At 71.1% G+C, this 15,197-nt stretch carries 13 protein-coding genes and 1 tRNA gene; 6 read left to right on the top strand and 8 right to left on the bottom strand.

Going from position 1 to position 15,197, the window contains the following annotated elements:
- Positions 1 to 51: 51 nt before the first annotated feature.
- Complete coding sequence (locus AC1DS4_RS14545; RefSeq protein WP_056915917.1) at positions 52 to 255, top strand: cold-shock protein; 204 nt, start codon at positions 52 to 54, stop codon at positions 253 to 255.
- Positions 256 to 293: 38 nt separating this feature from the next.
- Here the strand turns inward: AC1DS4_RS14545 and AC1DS4_RS14550 are convergent, their stop codons facing one another.
- A complete protein-coding gene (locus AC1DS4_RS14550) occupies positions 294 to 2,168 on the bottom strand; it encodes a penicillin-binding transpeptidase domain-containing protein (RefSeq protein WP_477646059.1) in 1,875 nt (624 codons plus the stop codon).
- Between the two features lie 190 nt (positions 2,169 to 2,358).
- Between AC1DS4_RS14550 and AC1DS4_RS14555 the strand changes: the two genes are divergently transcribed.
- Positions 2,359 to 3,948 carry an LCP family protein gene (locus tag AC1DS4_RS14555; RefSeq protein ID WP_477614441.1) on the top strand — a complete coding sequence of 530 codons (1,590 nt, stop codon included), beginning with the start codon at positions 2,359 to 2,361 and terminating at the stop codon, positions 3,946 to 3,948.
- Between the two features lie 61 nt (positions 3,949 to 4,009).
- Here AC1DS4_RS14555 and AC1DS4_RS14560 read toward each other — a convergent pair.
- A tRNA-Ser gene (locus AC1DS4_RS14560) sits at positions 4,010 to 4,102 on the bottom strand.
- A 223-nt stretch (positions 4,103 to 4,325) separates the two neighbouring features.
- Between AC1DS4_RS14560 and AC1DS4_RS14565 the strand changes: the two genes are divergently transcribed.
- Positions 4,326 to 4,826: a hypothetical protein gene (locus AC1DS4_RS14565; RefSeq protein ID WP_477633553.1), complete on the top strand. Its 501-nt coding sequence runs from the start codon at positions 4,326 to 4,328 to the stop codon at positions 4,824 to 4,826.
- On the opposite strand, the gene AC1DS4_RS14570 is transcribed toward AC1DS4_RS14565, so the two are convergent.
- The 4 genes from AC1DS4_RS14570 to AC1DS4_RS14585 form a co-directional block, all read right to left on the bottom strand.
- Positions 4,721 to 6,028 (bottom strand): bifunctional glycosyltransferase family 2/GtrA family protein, encoded by a 1,308-nt coding sequence (locus tag AC1DS4_RS14570; protein WP_477633554.1) that lies wholly within the window; start codon positions 6,026 to 6,028, stop codon positions 4,721 to 4,723. The two genes, AC1DS4_RS14565 and AC1DS4_RS14570, sit on opposite strands and share 106 nt — an antisense overlap.
- A gap of 11 nt (positions 6,029 to 6,039) precedes the next feature.
- Positions 6,040 to 8,151 carry an ArnT family glycosyltransferase gene (locus tag AC1DS4_RS14575; RefSeq protein ID WP_477633555.1) on the bottom strand — a complete coding sequence of 704 codons (2,112 nt, stop codon included), beginning with the start codon at positions 8,149 to 8,151 and terminating at the stop codon, positions 6,040 to 6,042.
- Between the two features lie 196 nt (positions 8,152 to 8,347).
- Complete coding sequence (locus AC1DS4_RS14580; RefSeq protein ID WP_477614445.1) at positions 8,348 to 9,814, bottom strand: sensor histidine kinase; 1,467 nt, start codon at positions 9,812 to 9,814, stop codon at positions 8,348 to 8,350.
- On the bottom strand, positions 9,811 to 10,545 hold the full coding sequence (locus AC1DS4_RS14585; RefSeq protein ID WP_477614446.1) for a response regulator transcription factor: 735 nt from the start codon (positions 10,543 to 10,545) through the stop codon (positions 9,811 to 9,813). Before AC1DS4_RS14585 ends, AC1DS4_RS14580 begins: the two co-directional genes overlap by 4 nt.
- 171 nt (positions 10,546 to 10,716) lie before the next feature.
- On the opposite strand from AC1DS4_RS14585, the gene AC1DS4_RS14590 reads away from it, so the two are divergent.
- Entirely contained in the window at positions 10,717 to 11,187 is a 471-nt protein-coding gene (locus AC1DS4_RS14590; RefSeq protein WP_477614447.1) for a hypothetical protein, read from the top strand.
- 16 nt (positions 11,188 to 11,203) lie between these two features.
- Here AC1DS4_RS14590 and AC1DS4_RS14595 read toward each other — a convergent pair whose 3' ends face one another.
- Complete coding sequence (locus tag AC1DS4_RS14595) at positions 11,204 to 12,703, bottom strand: hypothetical protein (RefSeq protein WP_477614448.1); 1,500 nt, start codon at positions 12,701 to 12,703, stop codon at positions 11,204 to 11,206.
- Positions 12,704 to 12,756: 53 nt separating this feature from the next.
- Positions 12,757 to 13,716 carry a helix-turn-helix transcriptional regulator gene (locus AC1DS4_RS14600; protein ID WP_477614449.1) on the bottom strand — a complete coding sequence of 320 codons (960 nt, stop codon included), beginning with the start codon at positions 13,714 to 13,716 and terminating at the stop codon, positions 12,757 to 12,759.
- A 61-nt stretch (positions 13,717 to 13,777) separates the two neighbouring features.
- On the opposite strand from AC1DS4_RS14600, the gene AC1DS4_RS14605 reads away from it, so the two are divergent.
- Positions 13,778 to 14,377, top strand: coding sequence for a mycothiol transferase (locus AC1DS4_RS14605; protein WP_477614450.1), 600 nt, complete (start codon positions 13,778 to 13,780; stop codon positions 14,375 to 14,377).
- The gene (locus AC1DS4_RS14610) at positions 14,374 to 15,180 is read left to right on the top strand and encodes a DinB family protein (RefSeq protein ID WP_477633680.1); all 807 of its coding nucleotides are present in this window, start codon (positions 14,374 to 14,376) and stop codon (positions 15,178 to 15,180) included. Before AC1DS4_RS14605 ends, AC1DS4_RS14610 begins: the two co-directional genes overlap by 4 nt.
- The last annotated feature ends 17 nt before the right edge of the window (positions 15,181 to 15,197 follow it).

The raw sequence follows: 15,197 nt of genomic DNA on the forward strand, positions 1-15,197 counted from the left end.
GGGTTTCGCAAAGTGCGGATTCCCAATGGCTACAAAAGAAAGAGTTACCCCATGGCACAGGGAACCGTTAAGTGGTTCAACGCTGAAAAGGGCTTCGGCTTCATCGCCCAGGACGGCGGCGGCCCGGACGTGTTCGTCCACTATTCGGCGATCGACTCCTCGGGCTACCGCTCGCTGGACGAGGCGCAGCGCGTGGAGTTCGAGGTCACCCAGGGACCCAAGGGTCCCCAGGCTGACGCCGTTCGCCCGATCTGACCGAGGACTGCTCGACCAACAGTCTTCCGACGAGGCCCTCACCGCAGGCGGTGGGGGCCTTCGACCAGCACCGCGAAGGCGACGTCGCCCTGGTAGCCGACGAACCACGCGTGCGTCTCGGGCGGGTTCTTCGGGCCGAACTCGGCCGTGCCGGTCTTGCCCCGCACCGTGCCGCCCGGCGTGCCCTTCAGCACCGTGGCGGTGCCCTGGCTGACCACCTCACCCATGAGGGTCCTCAGCTGGTCGACGACCTTGGTGTCCAACGCCTTCGGCGTGCGGTCAGCGCCTTGCACCGCAGGCTGGGTCACCAGTGCAGGAGCAATGACCGAGCCGCGCGCGACGTTGGCCGCGAGCACGGCCAGGGCGAGGGGTGAGGTGACGTTGCGGCCCTGCCCGATCGCGGCTGCAGCCTTGTCGGTCTTGCCGTTGTTGACGGGGACGCTGGCGTCGAAGGCGTTCGTCACCCCGAGGTCCTTGGCCCAGCCGGTCAGCCCCAGCGCGGCGGCCGCCTTGGAGAGGTCGTCGTCGCCGAGCTTGGTCGAGAGCTGGACGAACGCCGTGTTGCACGAGTGGGCGAAGTCCGTGGTGAAGTCCGGGGTGCCGAGCGACTCGCCCTCGAAGTTCTTGTAGGTCCGCCCGTCGACGACGACGTTCTTCGGGCAGGTGACGGCCGTGGTCGGTGTGACCGTGCCCGAGCTGAGCAGCGCGTAGGTCGTCGCGATCTTGAAGGCCGACCCGGGCGGGTAGTGGCCGGTCATCGCGCGATCGAAGCCGAGGGCGGGTGAGTTCGCCGAAGCAAGCACGTCACCGGTCTTGACGTCGACCGCCACGAGGGCGGACGGCACGGCACCCGTGGCCTTCAGCGCGGTCTCGGCGGCATCCTGGACGCGGGGCGACAGCGTCGTGGACACGTCCTTCCCGGCGACCGCGTCCTTGGCGAACAACGGGGTGTCCGGCGCCGCACTGGAGGTGACCCGGACCCCGGCCGTGCCCCCGAGCACCCTGTCGTACTGCCCCTGGAGTCCACTCACCCCGGCGTAGTCGCCCGCGGCATACCTGCCCTTGCTCTTGGCGATGAGCTCGGCGCTGACGGCGCCGAAGGACCCGAGCAGCGGCTGGGCGAACGTGCGCGACTTGGCCAGCGGTTGTTCGCGGGCCGGGTAGATCACGCCCTTGATGGCATCGAGCGCTGCCTTGCGCTCGTCGAAGTCGGCCTGCCGGTAGGTGATGACCGGGATGGGCGCCTTGCTCCCGGCCTTGGTGGCTGCGGCGAGCTTGGCCACGAGCGAGCCGGCAGGTTCGTCCACCACCTTCTCCAGCTGGCTGACGGTGGCAGCGGTGGCCCGGGAGGGGTCGATCTGCACCGGGTAGACCTTGCCGATCGGCGTGAGGGCGCCGCCGTCACGGTCGAGCAGGGTGCCCCGGTCGCCCCAGGTGCGGGTGGCGGTCAGGGTGGCGCCCGGCTTGAGGTCGGGGTGCCACTGCGAGTGGTCCTTGGGGAGGGTGATCGCCCAGCGGCTCCCGTTCGTCTCGGCGCGCTGGGCGGTCACGGGGACGTCGTACGACCAGGCCACGCCCCCGGGCAGGGTCCAGGCGACGTGCGCGGTGGCCGTGGCCCGGTCACCCGTGCGGCGCACCGCGTCTGCGGTGACCTTCACCGGACCGGGGCCCAGCCCCGCCGTGGCCTTGGCGAAGTCCGCCTGGACGACGTCGCTGGTGGTGCCGGTGAACAGGGTCCCGGGCTTGGTGAACGAGCGTCCTGCCCACGACGTGGCGAACGCTGCCACCTCGGCCCGGGCAGCGGCATCGAGTGCCTTCTCCTGCTCAGCGTGCCGCCACCACAACCCCGCGCCGGCTGCTCCGGCGACCAGGACGGCGGCGACGACTCCCCCCACCACTGCTCTTCTCGTCATGCGCCCATCCAACCCCACGTCGGAAGGTTCGTCCCATTTGTCGCCCGCAGCCAACCAGCAGGCTGCCTGCGGCGTCGGGAGGAGGAGGCGGACCTGACCGAACACTCAGGATGCGCCCTTACACTCACGGAGGCGATTCGTCGCCCGAGCCACCAGCACGGCGTGGCTTTTCGGAAACAGAGAGGTACACGTGAGCGAGCCCACCAACGGCTCTGCGCCGGACGACGCGTCCGGCCAGGGCACGGGTGCCACGGGGGACGGCACGCAGCAGCACAGCAGGTCGTCCCAGCGTCGGTCCGACCGCCACGCCGGCAAGACCCACCGCCACCCCTGGGTACGACGCGCCACCTACGGCGTGGCGGGGGTGCTCGTGGTGGCCCTGGTCCTCGGCATCGCGGCCTACGTCAAGCTCAACGGCAACATCACGCGGCTCGACATCAGCAGCGCGCTGGGCGATCGTCCGAAGCAGGAGGCCACGACGGACGCCCAGACCAACCTGGCGCCGCTCAACATCTTCGTGATGGGTTCCGACAGCCGGGAGGGCACCGACCTCGGCAAGGGGCAGACGGAGTACGGCATGGAGGGGAGCCGCTCCGACACCAACCTCGTCGTCCACCTGTCCGCGGACCGGAAGTCGGCGATCGTCGTGTCGATCCCCCGCGACTCGATGACGAAGGCGCCGCGGGACTGCAAGAACAAGGCCGACAAGGTGCAGGACGGCGTCGTCCGGCAGTGGAACCAGAACTTCACCCTGGGTGGCCCTGCCTGCACCATCCGCACGTTCGAGGGGCTGACCGGCATCTTCGTCGACCACTTCGTGGAGATCGACTTCCGCGGGTTCCAGGACATGGTCAACGCCCTCGGCGGGGTCACCGTCTGCCTGCCCGAAGCCGTCAATGACCGCCAGAGCCACCTCAACCTCCCGGCAGGCCGGAGCAGGGTCAACGGCAAGAACGCCCTCGCCTACGTCCGGCTGCGTCACAACATCGGCGACGGATCCGACCTGGGCCGGATCGACCGCCAGCAGGCCTTCCTGTCGTCGGTGATCCAGGAAGCCACCAAGTCCTCGCTGCTGCTGCGCCCGGACAAGCTGTTCCGCTTCCTCAATGCCACGACCTCCGCGATGACCACCGACCAGGGCCTCGATGTCGGGGAGATGAAGGACATCGCCGGAAGCGTCTCCCGGATCGGCACTGACCAGATCCGGTTCGTGAAGCTCCCCACCGAGGCGTATGCGCCCGACCCCAACCGCGTCCAGTGGTCCCCCGGGGCCGAGACCATCTGGAAGGCGATCCGCAAGGACGAGCCGCTCCCGGGCACGAAGGTGCCGTCGTCCACCTCCACGGCGACCGCGTCGCCGACCACCGAGCCGGCCCTGACCGTGAGCCCCGGCGACATCAAGGTGCGGGTCACCAACAACTCGGGCGTGGCCGGCCTGGCCAAGCAGGCATCCACCGAGCTCGAGGTGCAGGGCTTCACCGTCGCGTCGTACCTCAGCGGCACCGGGGCCCCCACGGAGGGTGTCGTGGTCCGCTACGGCCCGAACATGAAGGAGGCGGCCCGCACGGTCGCGGCGGTCTACCCCGGCGCCGAGATCCGCGAGGACGCCCTGCTGGGTTCGACCATCGAGCTGAGCATGGGCACCGGCTCGCCGAAGGCGGTGGAGATCCCGAACCGGCTGGGCACCAAGCCCCTGCCGAAGGAGACCGTCACCGCGACCCCGCCAACCTCCACCGAGACCGTGAAGGCCCGCACCGCGGCCCAGGACATCTGCACCTGACCCGCTGCCTCCAGTCACGCGAGAAGGACCCGACCGAAGCTGGTCGGGTCCTTCTTCGTCGTGGCGGAGGCGGAGGGATTTGAACCCTCGATGGGCGATAAACCCAAACCGCATTAGCAGTGCGGCGCCATAGACCGGACTAGGCGACGCCTCCACGCCCGACGGCTGTCGCAGCCGAGCCCGCACAGAGTATCCGCACGGCTCGGACCGGAGCAAAGTGGCTCGCCCGCCCACGCGGCATACCCCAGCTGATCCGATCACCGGCGGTCCTGGCGAGGTATGCCGTGGGCCACAGTTCGGGCGGCGGTGGGCCGTTTGCCGTACGGGAGACCCGCGTGTGCGCGATCCTGTGGGCCGACCGCTATCAAGGAGCGTGGATGTCCAACCCGTTCGCCCCGCCGGGGCCACAGCCGCCCACCTGGCAGGGACCGTTCGCGGCGCCCGCTCCTGGTCAGGCCGCGCCGCAGGACGCGTATGCCGCGCACGGCCAGGCGTGGGCGCCCCAGGCGTTCACCCCGGCCCCGCGACAGCGCAACGGCCTGGCCATCACCGCCATCGTGCTCAGCGGGCTGGCGTTGCTGAGCGTTCTGGCCATGGCCGCGTTCCTGTTCTTCGGACCCGGCGGGTCGGGGACCTGGGTGCTGTCCGGCCAGGTGACGCCGATCGACAAGGGGGTGACCGACGTCGCCCTTCAGGAGGCGCTCGGGCGCGTCATCGAGGACGACGGAGGATCCGTCGACGAGCTCGAGTGCCCCGTGCGCTCCCAGGTGGGTCAGGGACTGGTCACCGTCTGCCACGGTTCGGTGGACGGCTGGGACTGGACGGGTGTGGTCGTGTTCGAGGACGACGCGGGCGCGTTCATCGTGGCGGAGTACTGAGGGACTCCGGAGCGGGACCGGCCGTGCTGGGCTCCACGGGATGACCCGTGCGGAAACATCCAGGTGCGCATGGCCACGAAACGCAGGGCAGTCGAGGCTGCCGTGGCGCTCGCGACGACGACGGTCGCCGCGGTGGTGCTGGGCGCGGCGACGACGGCGTGCAGCATCGCCAGGGCCCCCGCGGTCAGCAGCCAGGTGAGCGCGAAGATCGACAGACCCTGCAGCTGGTTCCTCACCACGCCGGCGCCCTGTACCCCGAAGGTCCAGCGTCGGTTCAGCGCCGTGTTGGCGACGGTTGCGACGAGCAGCGCCACCAGGTTGGCCGCCTGGGTCGATCCCACGGCCGGCACCAGCGCCGCGAACAGCCCCAGGTGCACGACCGTGGACGCGACCCCGACCGTGGCGAAGCGCGTCAGCTGGTGCCACGTGCCCACCAGCCCCGGAGCTCGCCGCCCGATGCGGACGGCGACGTCGTCGACGGGGAGCCGACCAGAGGCCAGCGCGCGGCGGACCCGCACGACTCCGCGCAGGTCGTCCAGCGCGGTGGCGACCACGTCGACCCGGGAGTCCGGGTCGTCGAACCAGTCGACCGGCACCTCGTGGATCCTCAGGCCGCAACGCTGGGCCAGGACGAGCAGCTCGGTGTCGAAGAACCAGGTGTGGTCCTCGACCATCGGCAGCAGCTCGGCGGCGACGTCGGCCCGGATCGCCTTGAAGCCGCACTGCGCGTCGGTGAACCGGGCACCCAGGGCGCCCCGCAGGACCAGGTTGTAGCAGCGCGAGATGACCTCGCGCCTGGCCCCACGGACGACCCGGGCGCCGCGGGCCAGTCGCGAACCGATGGCGACGTCCGAGTGGCCCGACATGAGCGGCGCCACGAGTGGCCACAAGGCGTCGAGATCGGTGGAGAGGTCGACGTCCATGTAGGCGAGGATCGGCGCGTCCGAGGCTGACCAGACCTGCTTCAGCGCCCTGCCCCGGCCCTTCTCGGGCAGCCGCACCAGCGCCACGCCGGCCAGCTCGGCCACCAACCCCGACGCGACGGCGGCCGTCGCGTCGGTGCTGGCGTTGTCGGCCACCGTGATCCGGAACGGATAGGGAAAGGTCTCGACCAAGTGCTGGTGCAGCCGCCGGACGCTGGCTGCGACCGTGTGCTGCTCGTTGTGGACGGGGATGACGACGTCGAGGACGGGGGTGCTCATCGCGGCGCTCCTCAGGTGGTCTGGGTCGTGGTGGAGCCCGAGGTGCCGGTGGCGGACGACAGCGGCTGCGTCAGGTCGTAGAACGTCGACCCGCTGATCGTGACCTGCGTGAAGGTGGCCGCGACCCACTCCGAGATCTGCGAGCCGGTCCCCGAGCCGCCCATCCCGCCGCCGGGTCCGCCAGCGCCGCCGCCGTTCCCGCTTGCAACGAAGTAGTGGATGTCACCGTCGGCGACGTACTGCTGGAACTGTGCCAGCGTCGGGCTGGGGTCGCTGCCGTTGAAGCCACCGATGGCCATGGCGGGCAGTCCCGTCCCGAGCTGCAGCCCGGCGGCGTTCTGCGACCCGATCGCAGCGGCGACCCAGCGGTAGCTCGACGCATCGGCCGACAGAGCCGACACCACCTCCGTGTTCGGGGTGGAGGCGTTGAGCAGACCGCCGATCCCCCCGCCAGTTCGCGTGCCGCCCGGGGCGCCCGTGACGCCACCCGCTGTGCCGCCAGTGGTGCCCTGCTGGGGAGGGGCGCCCATCGTGCCGCGGGCACCACCCGGCATACCGCCACCGCCGGGACCACCACCTGCCGTGGCAGGTCCCGCGGTCACGATCGAGCCGGAGTGGGCCGTGCTGACGGTCTGGACGCTGTAGGCAGCGGGCCCTGCCAGCGCAGCCACGAGGGCGCCGGCGACGACGGCGGGCACGAAGCGCCGGTGCAGCTGGGTGATCGCCAGGAGCAGGAGGGCGCTGGCCAGACCGAGGACGAGGACGCCGATGCGCAGCCAGTTCTGCCAGTCGGTCCGCGAGAGGAGGACGAACGACCAAGTGGCCGCGGCCGCCGTGGCAGCCGAGAGCGTGATCGAGCCGATGGCCTTGGCGCGGTGCTCCCAGGCCTCGGCCGCGCCCATGCCCACCAGGGCGGCGATGGCGGGCGCGAGGGCGACTGTGTAGTACTCGTGGAAGATGCCGGCCATCAGCGAGAACGTCACCATGGTGACGAGCAGCCAGCCACCCCAGACCACGTATGCCGCGCGGCGGGCGTCCGTGCGCGGCGCACGGCCCCGCAGGAAGAGACCCACGGCGAGGAGGATCAGGGCCGAGGGGATCAGCCAGGAGATCTGGCCACCAATGCTCGAGCTGAACATGCGTCCGAGACCCGTTGCGCCCCAACCGTTCCCGCCACCGACGGAGCCGGTCTCGTTGCCGCTGATCCGGCCGAGTCCGTTGTAGCCGAAGGTGACGGAGAGGAACGAGTTGTCCTGCGAGCCGCCGATGTAGGGGCGCAAGCTGGCCGGGACCAGCTCGACGATCGCGACCCACCAGCCGGCGGACAGCACCATGGCGGCGGTGCCGACGAGCGCGCCGGTGATCCTCCTGCGCAGGGTCGTGTCGGCGAACAGGACGTAGGCGAGGCCGAAGGCAGGCACGACCAGCAGCACCTGGAGCGCCTTGGTGAGGAAACCGAGGCCGATCAAGACCCCCACGATCGCGAACCATCTGGCCGAGCCCTGCTCGATCGACTTCATCGTCGCCCAGGCGCCGAGGGCCATGAGCAGCACGAGCAGTGCGTCGGGGTTGTTGAACCGGAACATCAGGACGGCCACCGGCGTCAGCGCCATCACGGCCCCGCCGATCAGACCGGCTGCTGCTCCGAAGTGAGGCTTGACGGTCGCGTGGACCACACCCACGGTCGCGACGCCCATCAGCACCTCGGGCATGAGGATGCTGAACGAGCTCAGCCCGAACAGCCGCACCGACAGGGCCATCGCCCACAGTGATGCGGGCGGCTTGTCCACGGTGATCGAGTTGCCGGCGTCGGAGGAGCCGAAGAAGAAGGCCTTCCAGCTGTCGCTGCCGGCCTGGACCGCGGCGGAGTAGAAGGAGTTCGCGTAGCCGCTCGAGGTCAGGTTGTAGAAGTAGAAGACGGCCGTGGCGAGCAGCAGGCCGAGCAGTGCGGGCCGCGCCCAGGTCGGGTCGCCCTCCGGACCACGCCAGAGGCGCTGGATCCGGCTGGGCGTCGTGGGCGCGGCGGGATCCGCCTGCACCGGAGTCGTGGTGCGCGGCACGCGGGTGGTGCCGGCCGCGCCGGTCGCATCGACCGTGTCGGGGTGGAGGGTCATCGTGTCCATGTCCCTACCGTCGGGGGGCGCGCTGTGCGGTTCCTGTGCCACTCCTGAGCCCGGGTGATGAGCATCGCGACGGCGCGTGGACGTTGGGGTGGGCGACGAACTTTCGGCCACTCGCCCGGGTTTCCGCCGCACGAGGGTATGCCGCGTGGTCGGGCCCCAGAGTGGACGAGCCCGCCGGAAGGGTCAGGCGGGAGGGTCAGGCGGGGAGCAGGACCGTGAAGGTCGTGTCGCCCGGAGAGGAGGAGAGCTCCACGTTGCCTCCGTGCGACTTCGCGACGGCATCGACGATCGACAGGCCGAGCCCGGTGGAACCCGCGGCTCGGTTGCGGGAGTCGTCACCTCGGGTAAACCGGTTGAAGACGTTGCCCTGCAACGACTTCGGCACGCCGGGGCCGTCGTCCGAGACGCTCACCCGAATCCACGGACCATCCGGCTTGATCGACGTCACGACCCGCGTGCCGGCTGGCGTGTGGGTGCGGGCGTTGGCCAGCAGGTTGGCGACGACCTGGTGGAGCCGCGCGTGGTCGCCGGTCACCTCGACGGGTTGGTCGGGCAGGTCCAGCTCCCAGCGGTGGTCCGGTGAGGCCGCGTGCGCATCGCTGACCGCGTCCATCGCGAGCAGTGACAGGTCGACCGGTTCGCGGTCGAGCGGCCGACCCGCGTCGAGCCGGGCCAGCAGCAGCAGGTCCTCGACCAGCCCCTGCATCCGCAGAGCCTCGGACTCGACCCGCGACAACGCGTGGGTGACCGACGCGGGCACCGGCTCGCGCTCGCGACGGGACAGCTCGGCATACCCCCGGATGGACGCCAGCGGCGTCCGCAGCTCGTGCGAGGCGTCGGCGACGAACTGCCGCACGCGCTGCTCGCTCTCGTGGCGGGACCGGAGGGCCCCCTCGACGTTGTCGAGCATGTTGTTGAGGGCGAGCCCCACCTGTCCCACCTCGGTGTGGGGGTCGGTGTCGGCTGCGGGGATGCGTTCGGCCAGGGCGACAGCACCGGAGTCGAGCTTGAGGTTGGACACCTGGGTCGCGGTGTGCGCCACCCGTTGCAACGGCGCGAGGTTGCGGCGCACGAGCCACAGGCCGCCGGCCGTCACGAGGACGAATCCGACGATCGTGCCACCCACCATCAGGGTGACCACCTTGTTGATGGTCTCGGTGACACCACCCGTGGGCAGGCCCGAGATGACCGTGTCGCCGTCGGCCTCACGAGCGGAGGCCACGCGATAGGCGCCCAGCCCCTCGATCTCGACGGTCTTGGGGGTGGTGCCGATCCCGGCTGCCTGCAGCGAGCTGACCTGCGCGTCGGTGAGCGTGCCGGTGGTCTCGTCGTGCTCGACCCGGTTGACGGTGACAGCGCCGTTGCGGATCACGAGGACGAGGGACTGGCCACCCCCGCCGGGGAGGGGACCGCCCGCGCCTCCGGGGCCCGGCCCGTGGTCGTCGTTGGACCGGGGTCCGCCGGCCCGGATGAGGGTCGACTGGAGGTCCTGGTCGAGGCGCCCGACGAGGAAGTCGTGCAGCAGCAGCACCGTCAGGGAGGACGTGACCACAGTGATGGCGAGGAACAGCCCGACGACCGTGGCGATCAGCTTGCGGCTGAGCGTCCAGGTGGCCGGGTTGAGGTGTGACCGGGCCGCACCGACGGCAGCGGCGGGGCTCATGTCGCGGGCTTGAGGACGTATCCGACGCCGCGCATCGTGTGGATCATCGGCTCTCGACCGGCGTCGACCTTCTTGCGCAGGTAGGAGATGTAGAGCTCGACGACGTTGGCCTGGCCGCCGAAGTCGTAGTTCCAGACCCGGTCGAGGATCTGGGCCTTGGACAGCACCCGCTTGGGGTTGCGCATGAGGTATCGCAGCAGCTCGAACTCCGTTGCGGTGAGGTTGATCTGCTCTCCCGCCCGCATCACCTCGTGGCTGTCCTCGTCCATGGTGAGGTCGCCGACGGCCAGGACCGAAGCGGCGTCGTCGGTCACGACGGCGGTGCGCCGCATGAGGGCGCGCAGGCGAGCGACGACCTCTTCGAGGCTGAACGGCTTTGTCACGTAGTCGTCGCCGCCGGCGGTCAGCCCTGCCACCCTGTCCTCGACCGCGTCCTTCGCGGTGAGGAAGAGCACCGGCACGTTGGGGTTGTCGCCGCGCATCCTGCGCAGCACCTCGAGACCGTCGAAGTCCGGCAGCATCATGTCGAGGGCCACCGCGTCGGGCTGGAACTCACGAGCAGCCCGCACGGCCGCGACGCCGGTGGCCGCAGTGCGGACCTCCCAGCCCTCGTAGCGCAGCGCCATGCTCAGCAGCTCGGTCAGGTTGTTCTCGTCGTCGACGACGAGAACGCGGACGGGGGAGCCGTCGAGACGCTGGAGCTTGGCTGAGGCGGACTGCTTGGTGTTCATGCCAATAGGAAACACCGGAACCATGTGCGGTGCCCTCGTAATTCCTGTGCGAATCCTGTGAGCCCTCTGTGGCGGATGCTCAGTCCTTCGACATGCGACCCACAGGATCGCCACAGCCGACCGGCGAAGTCTCGGAGTCGACCACCTCACTCCTCGACGTTCGGAGACCCGATGACGACCCCGCGCACGGACGACACCACCGAGCTCCCGTGGGCCCAGACCCAGACAATCCCGTATGCCGCGCGGCCGGCTCCCGCGCCGACTGCACCTCCCAGCGCAGCGGATACGGCCGCGTCGGTCACGCTCGCGCCGGACACGGCGCCGGCGCTCAACCCGCCTACGTGGACCGGCCGCAAGACGGCGATCGCCGCTGCCCTCGCCATCGGCATCTCGTCGATGGGGGCGGCGGCCGCTGCCGCCGCCGTGCCGCCGGGCACCTCGCTGGGCGGCGGTCAGGTCCAGCAGGGCGGCTTCGGCCCGGGTGGCGGCCAGCGACCCGGCTTCGGCCAGCCGGGTCAGGGTGGCCGCGGGTTCGGGCAGCAGGCCCCCGGGACCCTGCAGCAGGCGCCGGGCGGCTCGTCGCAGCTCCCCGGGAGCCAGCTCCAGCAGGCTCCGGCCGACCCGAACGCCGGCACGACCTGACCCGCCGCCAGTGACTTCAGGTCCTGGCTGAGCCCAGACCGAGCACGACAGCGATCCCGAGGGCGCTGCGCGGGTCGTAGGCGGTCCGCCACAGCCCGCCGTGCACGGCACCCGCCGCTTCCTCGCGCCAAGGGGTGGTCGGGCTGTGGGGCTCGGTCCGCAGGTCGTGGACGAGGAGGGCGGCCATGAACGTGTTGCTCGTGGCCGGTTCGAACACCTCGATCCCGAACCGGTGCGCACCGGCGTAGGCGCTGGCCAGGGCACGGTTCTTCACGACCGAGCGGGTCCGGGTGGGAGGCGCGACGTTGAGCGACACGGTGCGGCCGTCGCGGCGGGCCACGGTGGCCCGCCACCGCTGAAGTCGTTTGGCGAGAGCGTAGTTCGGCCCCTGTTGCGGGACCAGGCTGTCGTTGAGTCCCGGGTTGGTGCCGGGCGCGTAGTTGCGGCGCAACAGCCGGCCGCCGCTCAGCGTCCGGAGCGCCGGCCGGACCAGCCGCATCGGGGTGGACGGTCCGCGGTAGCTCCGGGTGGAGTGCTCGACGGCCTCGCCCGGCACGGCGAAGACATCGGTCGGCGTGGCCAGGAAGGCGAGGGCGACATCGGCCCGTCGGGTCATCAGCTCGGTGCTGAGCGCGTCGACGGCGGTGGAGACCCGGACGTTCGTGGCGCCGTCGGCATAGACGTAGTTGCCGAGCACCATGGGCCCTTCCACGTCGGTGAGCCAGTCGGCGATGGCCGGGAGGCCGTGGAGCAGGTCCGCTCCGGCGTGGGTGGCGAGGTCGCCGACCGACCAGCGCGCCTCGGCGGGCACCGGCAGGTGCAGGGTCCCGGCCGACGACGCCGCGACGTTCAGGACGCGCTTCCAGATCTCGGGACGGGGCAGGTCGACGCCGACCACCTCCCCTCCCCACGACAGGATCGAGCGCAGGGGTCCCATCTCGGCACCGGCTCCGAGCACGACGACGCGTTGGTCGCTCAGGTCGAGCCACTCCGGGTTGGCCATCACGGTGCGGACTGCCTCGGCCGCGGAGGGCTCGATGATGCCGCGAGTGGTCCAGTCGTCGAGCTGCCTGTGCAGGGCATCACCGCGCAGCCGCTCGCCGTGCATCGGGAGGCTGAGCTCGGTCGCGCGCTCGCCGGTGCCCCGCACCGTCGCCGTGCCGAGGGCCGCATCCCGTCCCGTCGCGAAGGCCTGATCGAGGGGCACCTCCCCGTTGGGCGTCGTGGCCCGCATGCGCGAGTGGAGGGAGTCCAGCCCGGCGCGCGCGACGTCGACCGCCGCCTCGCCGTCGCGCAGCAGGCCGGCCTCGACCAAGCGCTTGAAGTGGGTCAGGTAGCCCTGGCGCCAGTTGGTCTCTCGCTCCGCGGCCTGTGCCCCGACCGGGTCCACCCCTCGCAAGGCGTCCGCGACGACGGCCCGCCCGAGCGCTGACGTGCTTCGCTTGCCGTCCACCTCGGGAAAGACGACCCCGTGCGGTTGGTGGGAGTCACTGCGTGGTGAACCACTCTGCGCCATGCGGCGAGTATGCCGTGTTGCGGGCGACGGGCGGACGGCTCAGACCCACCCAGTCAGTCGTGGGCGGCGGCTGCCATCCGCTGGGCGAGCTGCTGCGCGGCAGCGCGCAGCTCGGGGCCGCCCACGATGCGAAAGGGGACGGGCAGGACGGCCAGCTGCTCGGCATACCAGGTGGGGTTGCTCGTGCTCCCCACCAGCCGCGTGCCGCCCTCGGGGACCTCCTCGAGCCGGCCGAGCCCGCGGGGGAGGATGCCGCTCACGGTCTCGAGTGGGGCATCCACGAGGACGTCGGTGGCGTACTCCCACCCGGCCGCCATGTGGGCCTCGAGCTCAGCGACCGGGTCGAGGTCCGCGGGCGGCACGAACGCCTCGACCAGCGTGGCGACTGCGGTGACCCGGTCGATCCGGAACGCGCGCACGGCCGTCGCCGCGTGGCTCCAGCACAGGAGGTACCAGCGCCCGTGGCGGACCACGACGGCCCACGGGTCGACCTCCTGCGACCACTCGCGTCCCGCTTCGGTCCGGTAGCCGATCCGTACCCGGACCCGGTCGATGCTGGCCTGCACGAGGGCGGTCGTCGTCTGGGGGTTCGGCCTCGCGGCGGACCGGTCCGGCGCGGGCGCGGTGGCCCGGCGGACCGCCTCCGCCTGGGCGGCGACGGGCTCAGGGAGGGCCCGGACGATCTTGCCGAGCGCACTTCCTGCGGGGTCGGAGGGGTCCGCCGCCTGGTGGTGTCCGTCCAGCACCGCCATGACCAGTGCCAGGGCCTCGCTGGCCTCGAACATCAGCGGGGGCAGCCGCAGGCCGCGGCCGACGCGGTAGCCCCCATAGGGGCCACGTTCGGACTCCAGGGGTATGCCGGCCTCCCGCAGGATCGCGACATAGCGGCGGGCCGCGCGTTCGGTCACTCCCAGACGGTCGGCGAGGCGCCCGGCGGTGATGCCTGGGTTGCCCTGGACCAGCTCGAGGGCGAGCAGGGCCCGCGCGGTCGGGCTGGTGTCGGAGGACGACATGACAACAGGGTAGGGGTTGATGCGGTAGCCGAACGTCCGGAACCGGTTCTACCGTGCAGTCATGGCTACGACAGACACCGTGACCGAGACCCCGTGGGAGCCACCGCTGGCCGGCACCGAGGAGGGGGCCCTGCTGGGCGCCCTCGAGCGGCTGCGGGCCACCTTCCGCTACAAGGCCGACGGGCTCGACTCCGCCGGGCTGAACGCCCGCGTCGGCGCCTCCAGCCTCACCCTCGGCGGGCTGCTCAAACACCTCGCCTCCAACGAGGACTACAAGTTCACGGTGCAGCTGACCGGTGCGCCGATGGACCCGGCCTGGGACGACAACGGCTGGGACGGCAACGACGACTGGGAGTTCGAGTCGGCGGCCACCGACCCACCCGAGGTCCTCTACGCGCTCTACGACGGTGCGGTGTCGCGGGCAAGGGCGAGGGTGGGCGAGGCGCTGGCCGACGGCGGGCTGGACCGGGCGGTCGAGGCACACGACGACGAGGGGAACCACGCCAACCTGCGTCGCCTGCTGCTCGACCTGGTCGAGGAGTACGGCCGCCACACCGGTCACGCCGACCTGCTGCGCGAAGCCGTCGACGGCCGCGTCGGCGAGGACCCCCCGCCCGGCTGGCAGCCGGTGTCGGGCGAGTGGACCTGGGAGACGCGATGACCGACCACGACGAGCACCCAGGTTTCGACAGTGCCCACCGCGGGACGACGTTCCGGCGGTTCGACTTCACCGACGCGGTCTTCGACGACACCTACCTGGTCAACGCGCGGTTCAGGAACGTCGCCCTCAAGGGGGCGAAGATCAGCGGGTCACAACTGGTCGACGTCGAGATCTCCGGTGAGGTGGAGCGGCTCACGGTCAACGGTGTCGACGTGACCGAGTTCGTCGAGGCCGAGCTGGACCGCCGTGAGCCCGACCGCGCGAAGATGCGGCCCCACACGCCGGCGGAGTTCCGCGAGGCGTGGGACATCCTCGAGCGCCGGTGGGCCGAGACGGTCGAGCGGGCCCAGCAGCTCGACCCCGAGCTGTTGCACGATCGGGTCGACGACGAATGGTCCTTCATCGAGACGCTGCGCCACCTCGTCTTCGCCACGGATGCCTGGATCCGTCGCGCGCTGCTGGGCGACCCGGCCCCCTGGAGTCCGCTCGACCTGCCGCACGACGACATGGGCGACATCCCCGAGGTGCCTCGCGACCGGTCGGCGCGACCCTCGCTCGACGAGGTGCTCGAGCTGCGGCGCGACCGGATGGCCAGCATGCGCGCCGTCGTGGACGGGCTGACGGAGGAGAAGCTCGTGGGGCGGACGACCCCGGTCACCGAGCCGGGCTACCCCGAGCCGTCGGACTTCCTGGTCGCCGACGTGGTGGGCTGCATCGTCAACGAGGAGTGGTACCACCACCAGTACGCGACCCGCGACCTCACCACCCTCGAGAGTGCACGACACGCTGACGCGGCCCCCTGACGCCCAGCGTGTCGTGC

This window comes from Pedococcus sp. P3_C7, from assembly GCF_056402615.1.

Excerpts from the sequence above, each read along its gene's own strand:
- AC1DS4_RS14545 (WP_056915917.1), top strand. The coding sequence starts at position 52 with ATGGCACAGGGAACCGTTAAGTGGTTCAACGCTGAAAAGGGCTTCGGC.
- AC1DS4_RS14600 (WP_477614449.1), bottom strand. The coding sequence starts at position 13,716 with ATGTCGTCCTCCGACACCAGCCCGACCGCGCGGGCCCTGCTCGCCCTC.
- AC1DS4_RS14590 (WP_477614447.1), top strand. The coding sequence starts at position 10,717 with ATGACGACCCCGCGCACGGACGACACCACCGAGCTCCCGTGGGCCCAG.
- AC1DS4_RS14610 (WP_477633680.1), top strand. The coding sequence starts at position 14,374 with ATGACCGACCACGACGAGCACCCAGGTTTCGACAGTGCCCACCGCGGG.
- AC1DS4_RS14550 (WP_477646059.1), bottom strand. The coding sequence starts at position 2,168 with ATGACGAGAAGAGCAGTGGTGGGGGGAGTCGTCGCCGCCGTCCTGGTC.
- AC1DS4_RS14605 (WP_477614450.1), top strand. The coding sequence starts at position 13,778 with ATGGCTACGACAGACACCGTGACCGAGACCCCGTGGGAGCCACCGCTG.
- AC1DS4_RS14570 (WP_477633554.1), bottom strand. The coding sequence starts at position 6,028 with ATGAGCACCCCCGTCCTCGACGTCGTCATCCCCGTCCACAACGAGCAG.
- AC1DS4_RS14595 (WP_477614448.1), bottom strand. The coding sequence starts at position 12,703 with ATGGCGCAGAGTGGTTCACCACGCAGTGACTCCCACCAACCGCACGGG.
- AC1DS4_RS14580 (WP_477614445.1), bottom strand. The coding sequence starts at position 9,814 with ATGAGCCCCGCCGCTGCCGTCGGTGCGGCCCGGTCACACCTCAACCCG.
- AC1DS4_RS14565 (WP_477633553.1), top strand. The coding sequence starts at position 4,326 with ATGTCCAACCCGTTCGCCCCGCCGGGGCCACAGCCGCCCACCTGGCAG.
- AC1DS4_RS14575 (WP_477633555.1), bottom strand. The coding sequence starts at position 8,151 with ATGGACACGATGACCCTCCACCCCGACACGGTCGATGCGACCGGCGCG.
- AC1DS4_RS14585 (WP_477614446.1), bottom strand. The coding sequence starts at position 10,545 with ATGAACACCAAGCAGTCCGCCTCAGCCAAGCTCCAGCGTCTCGACGGC.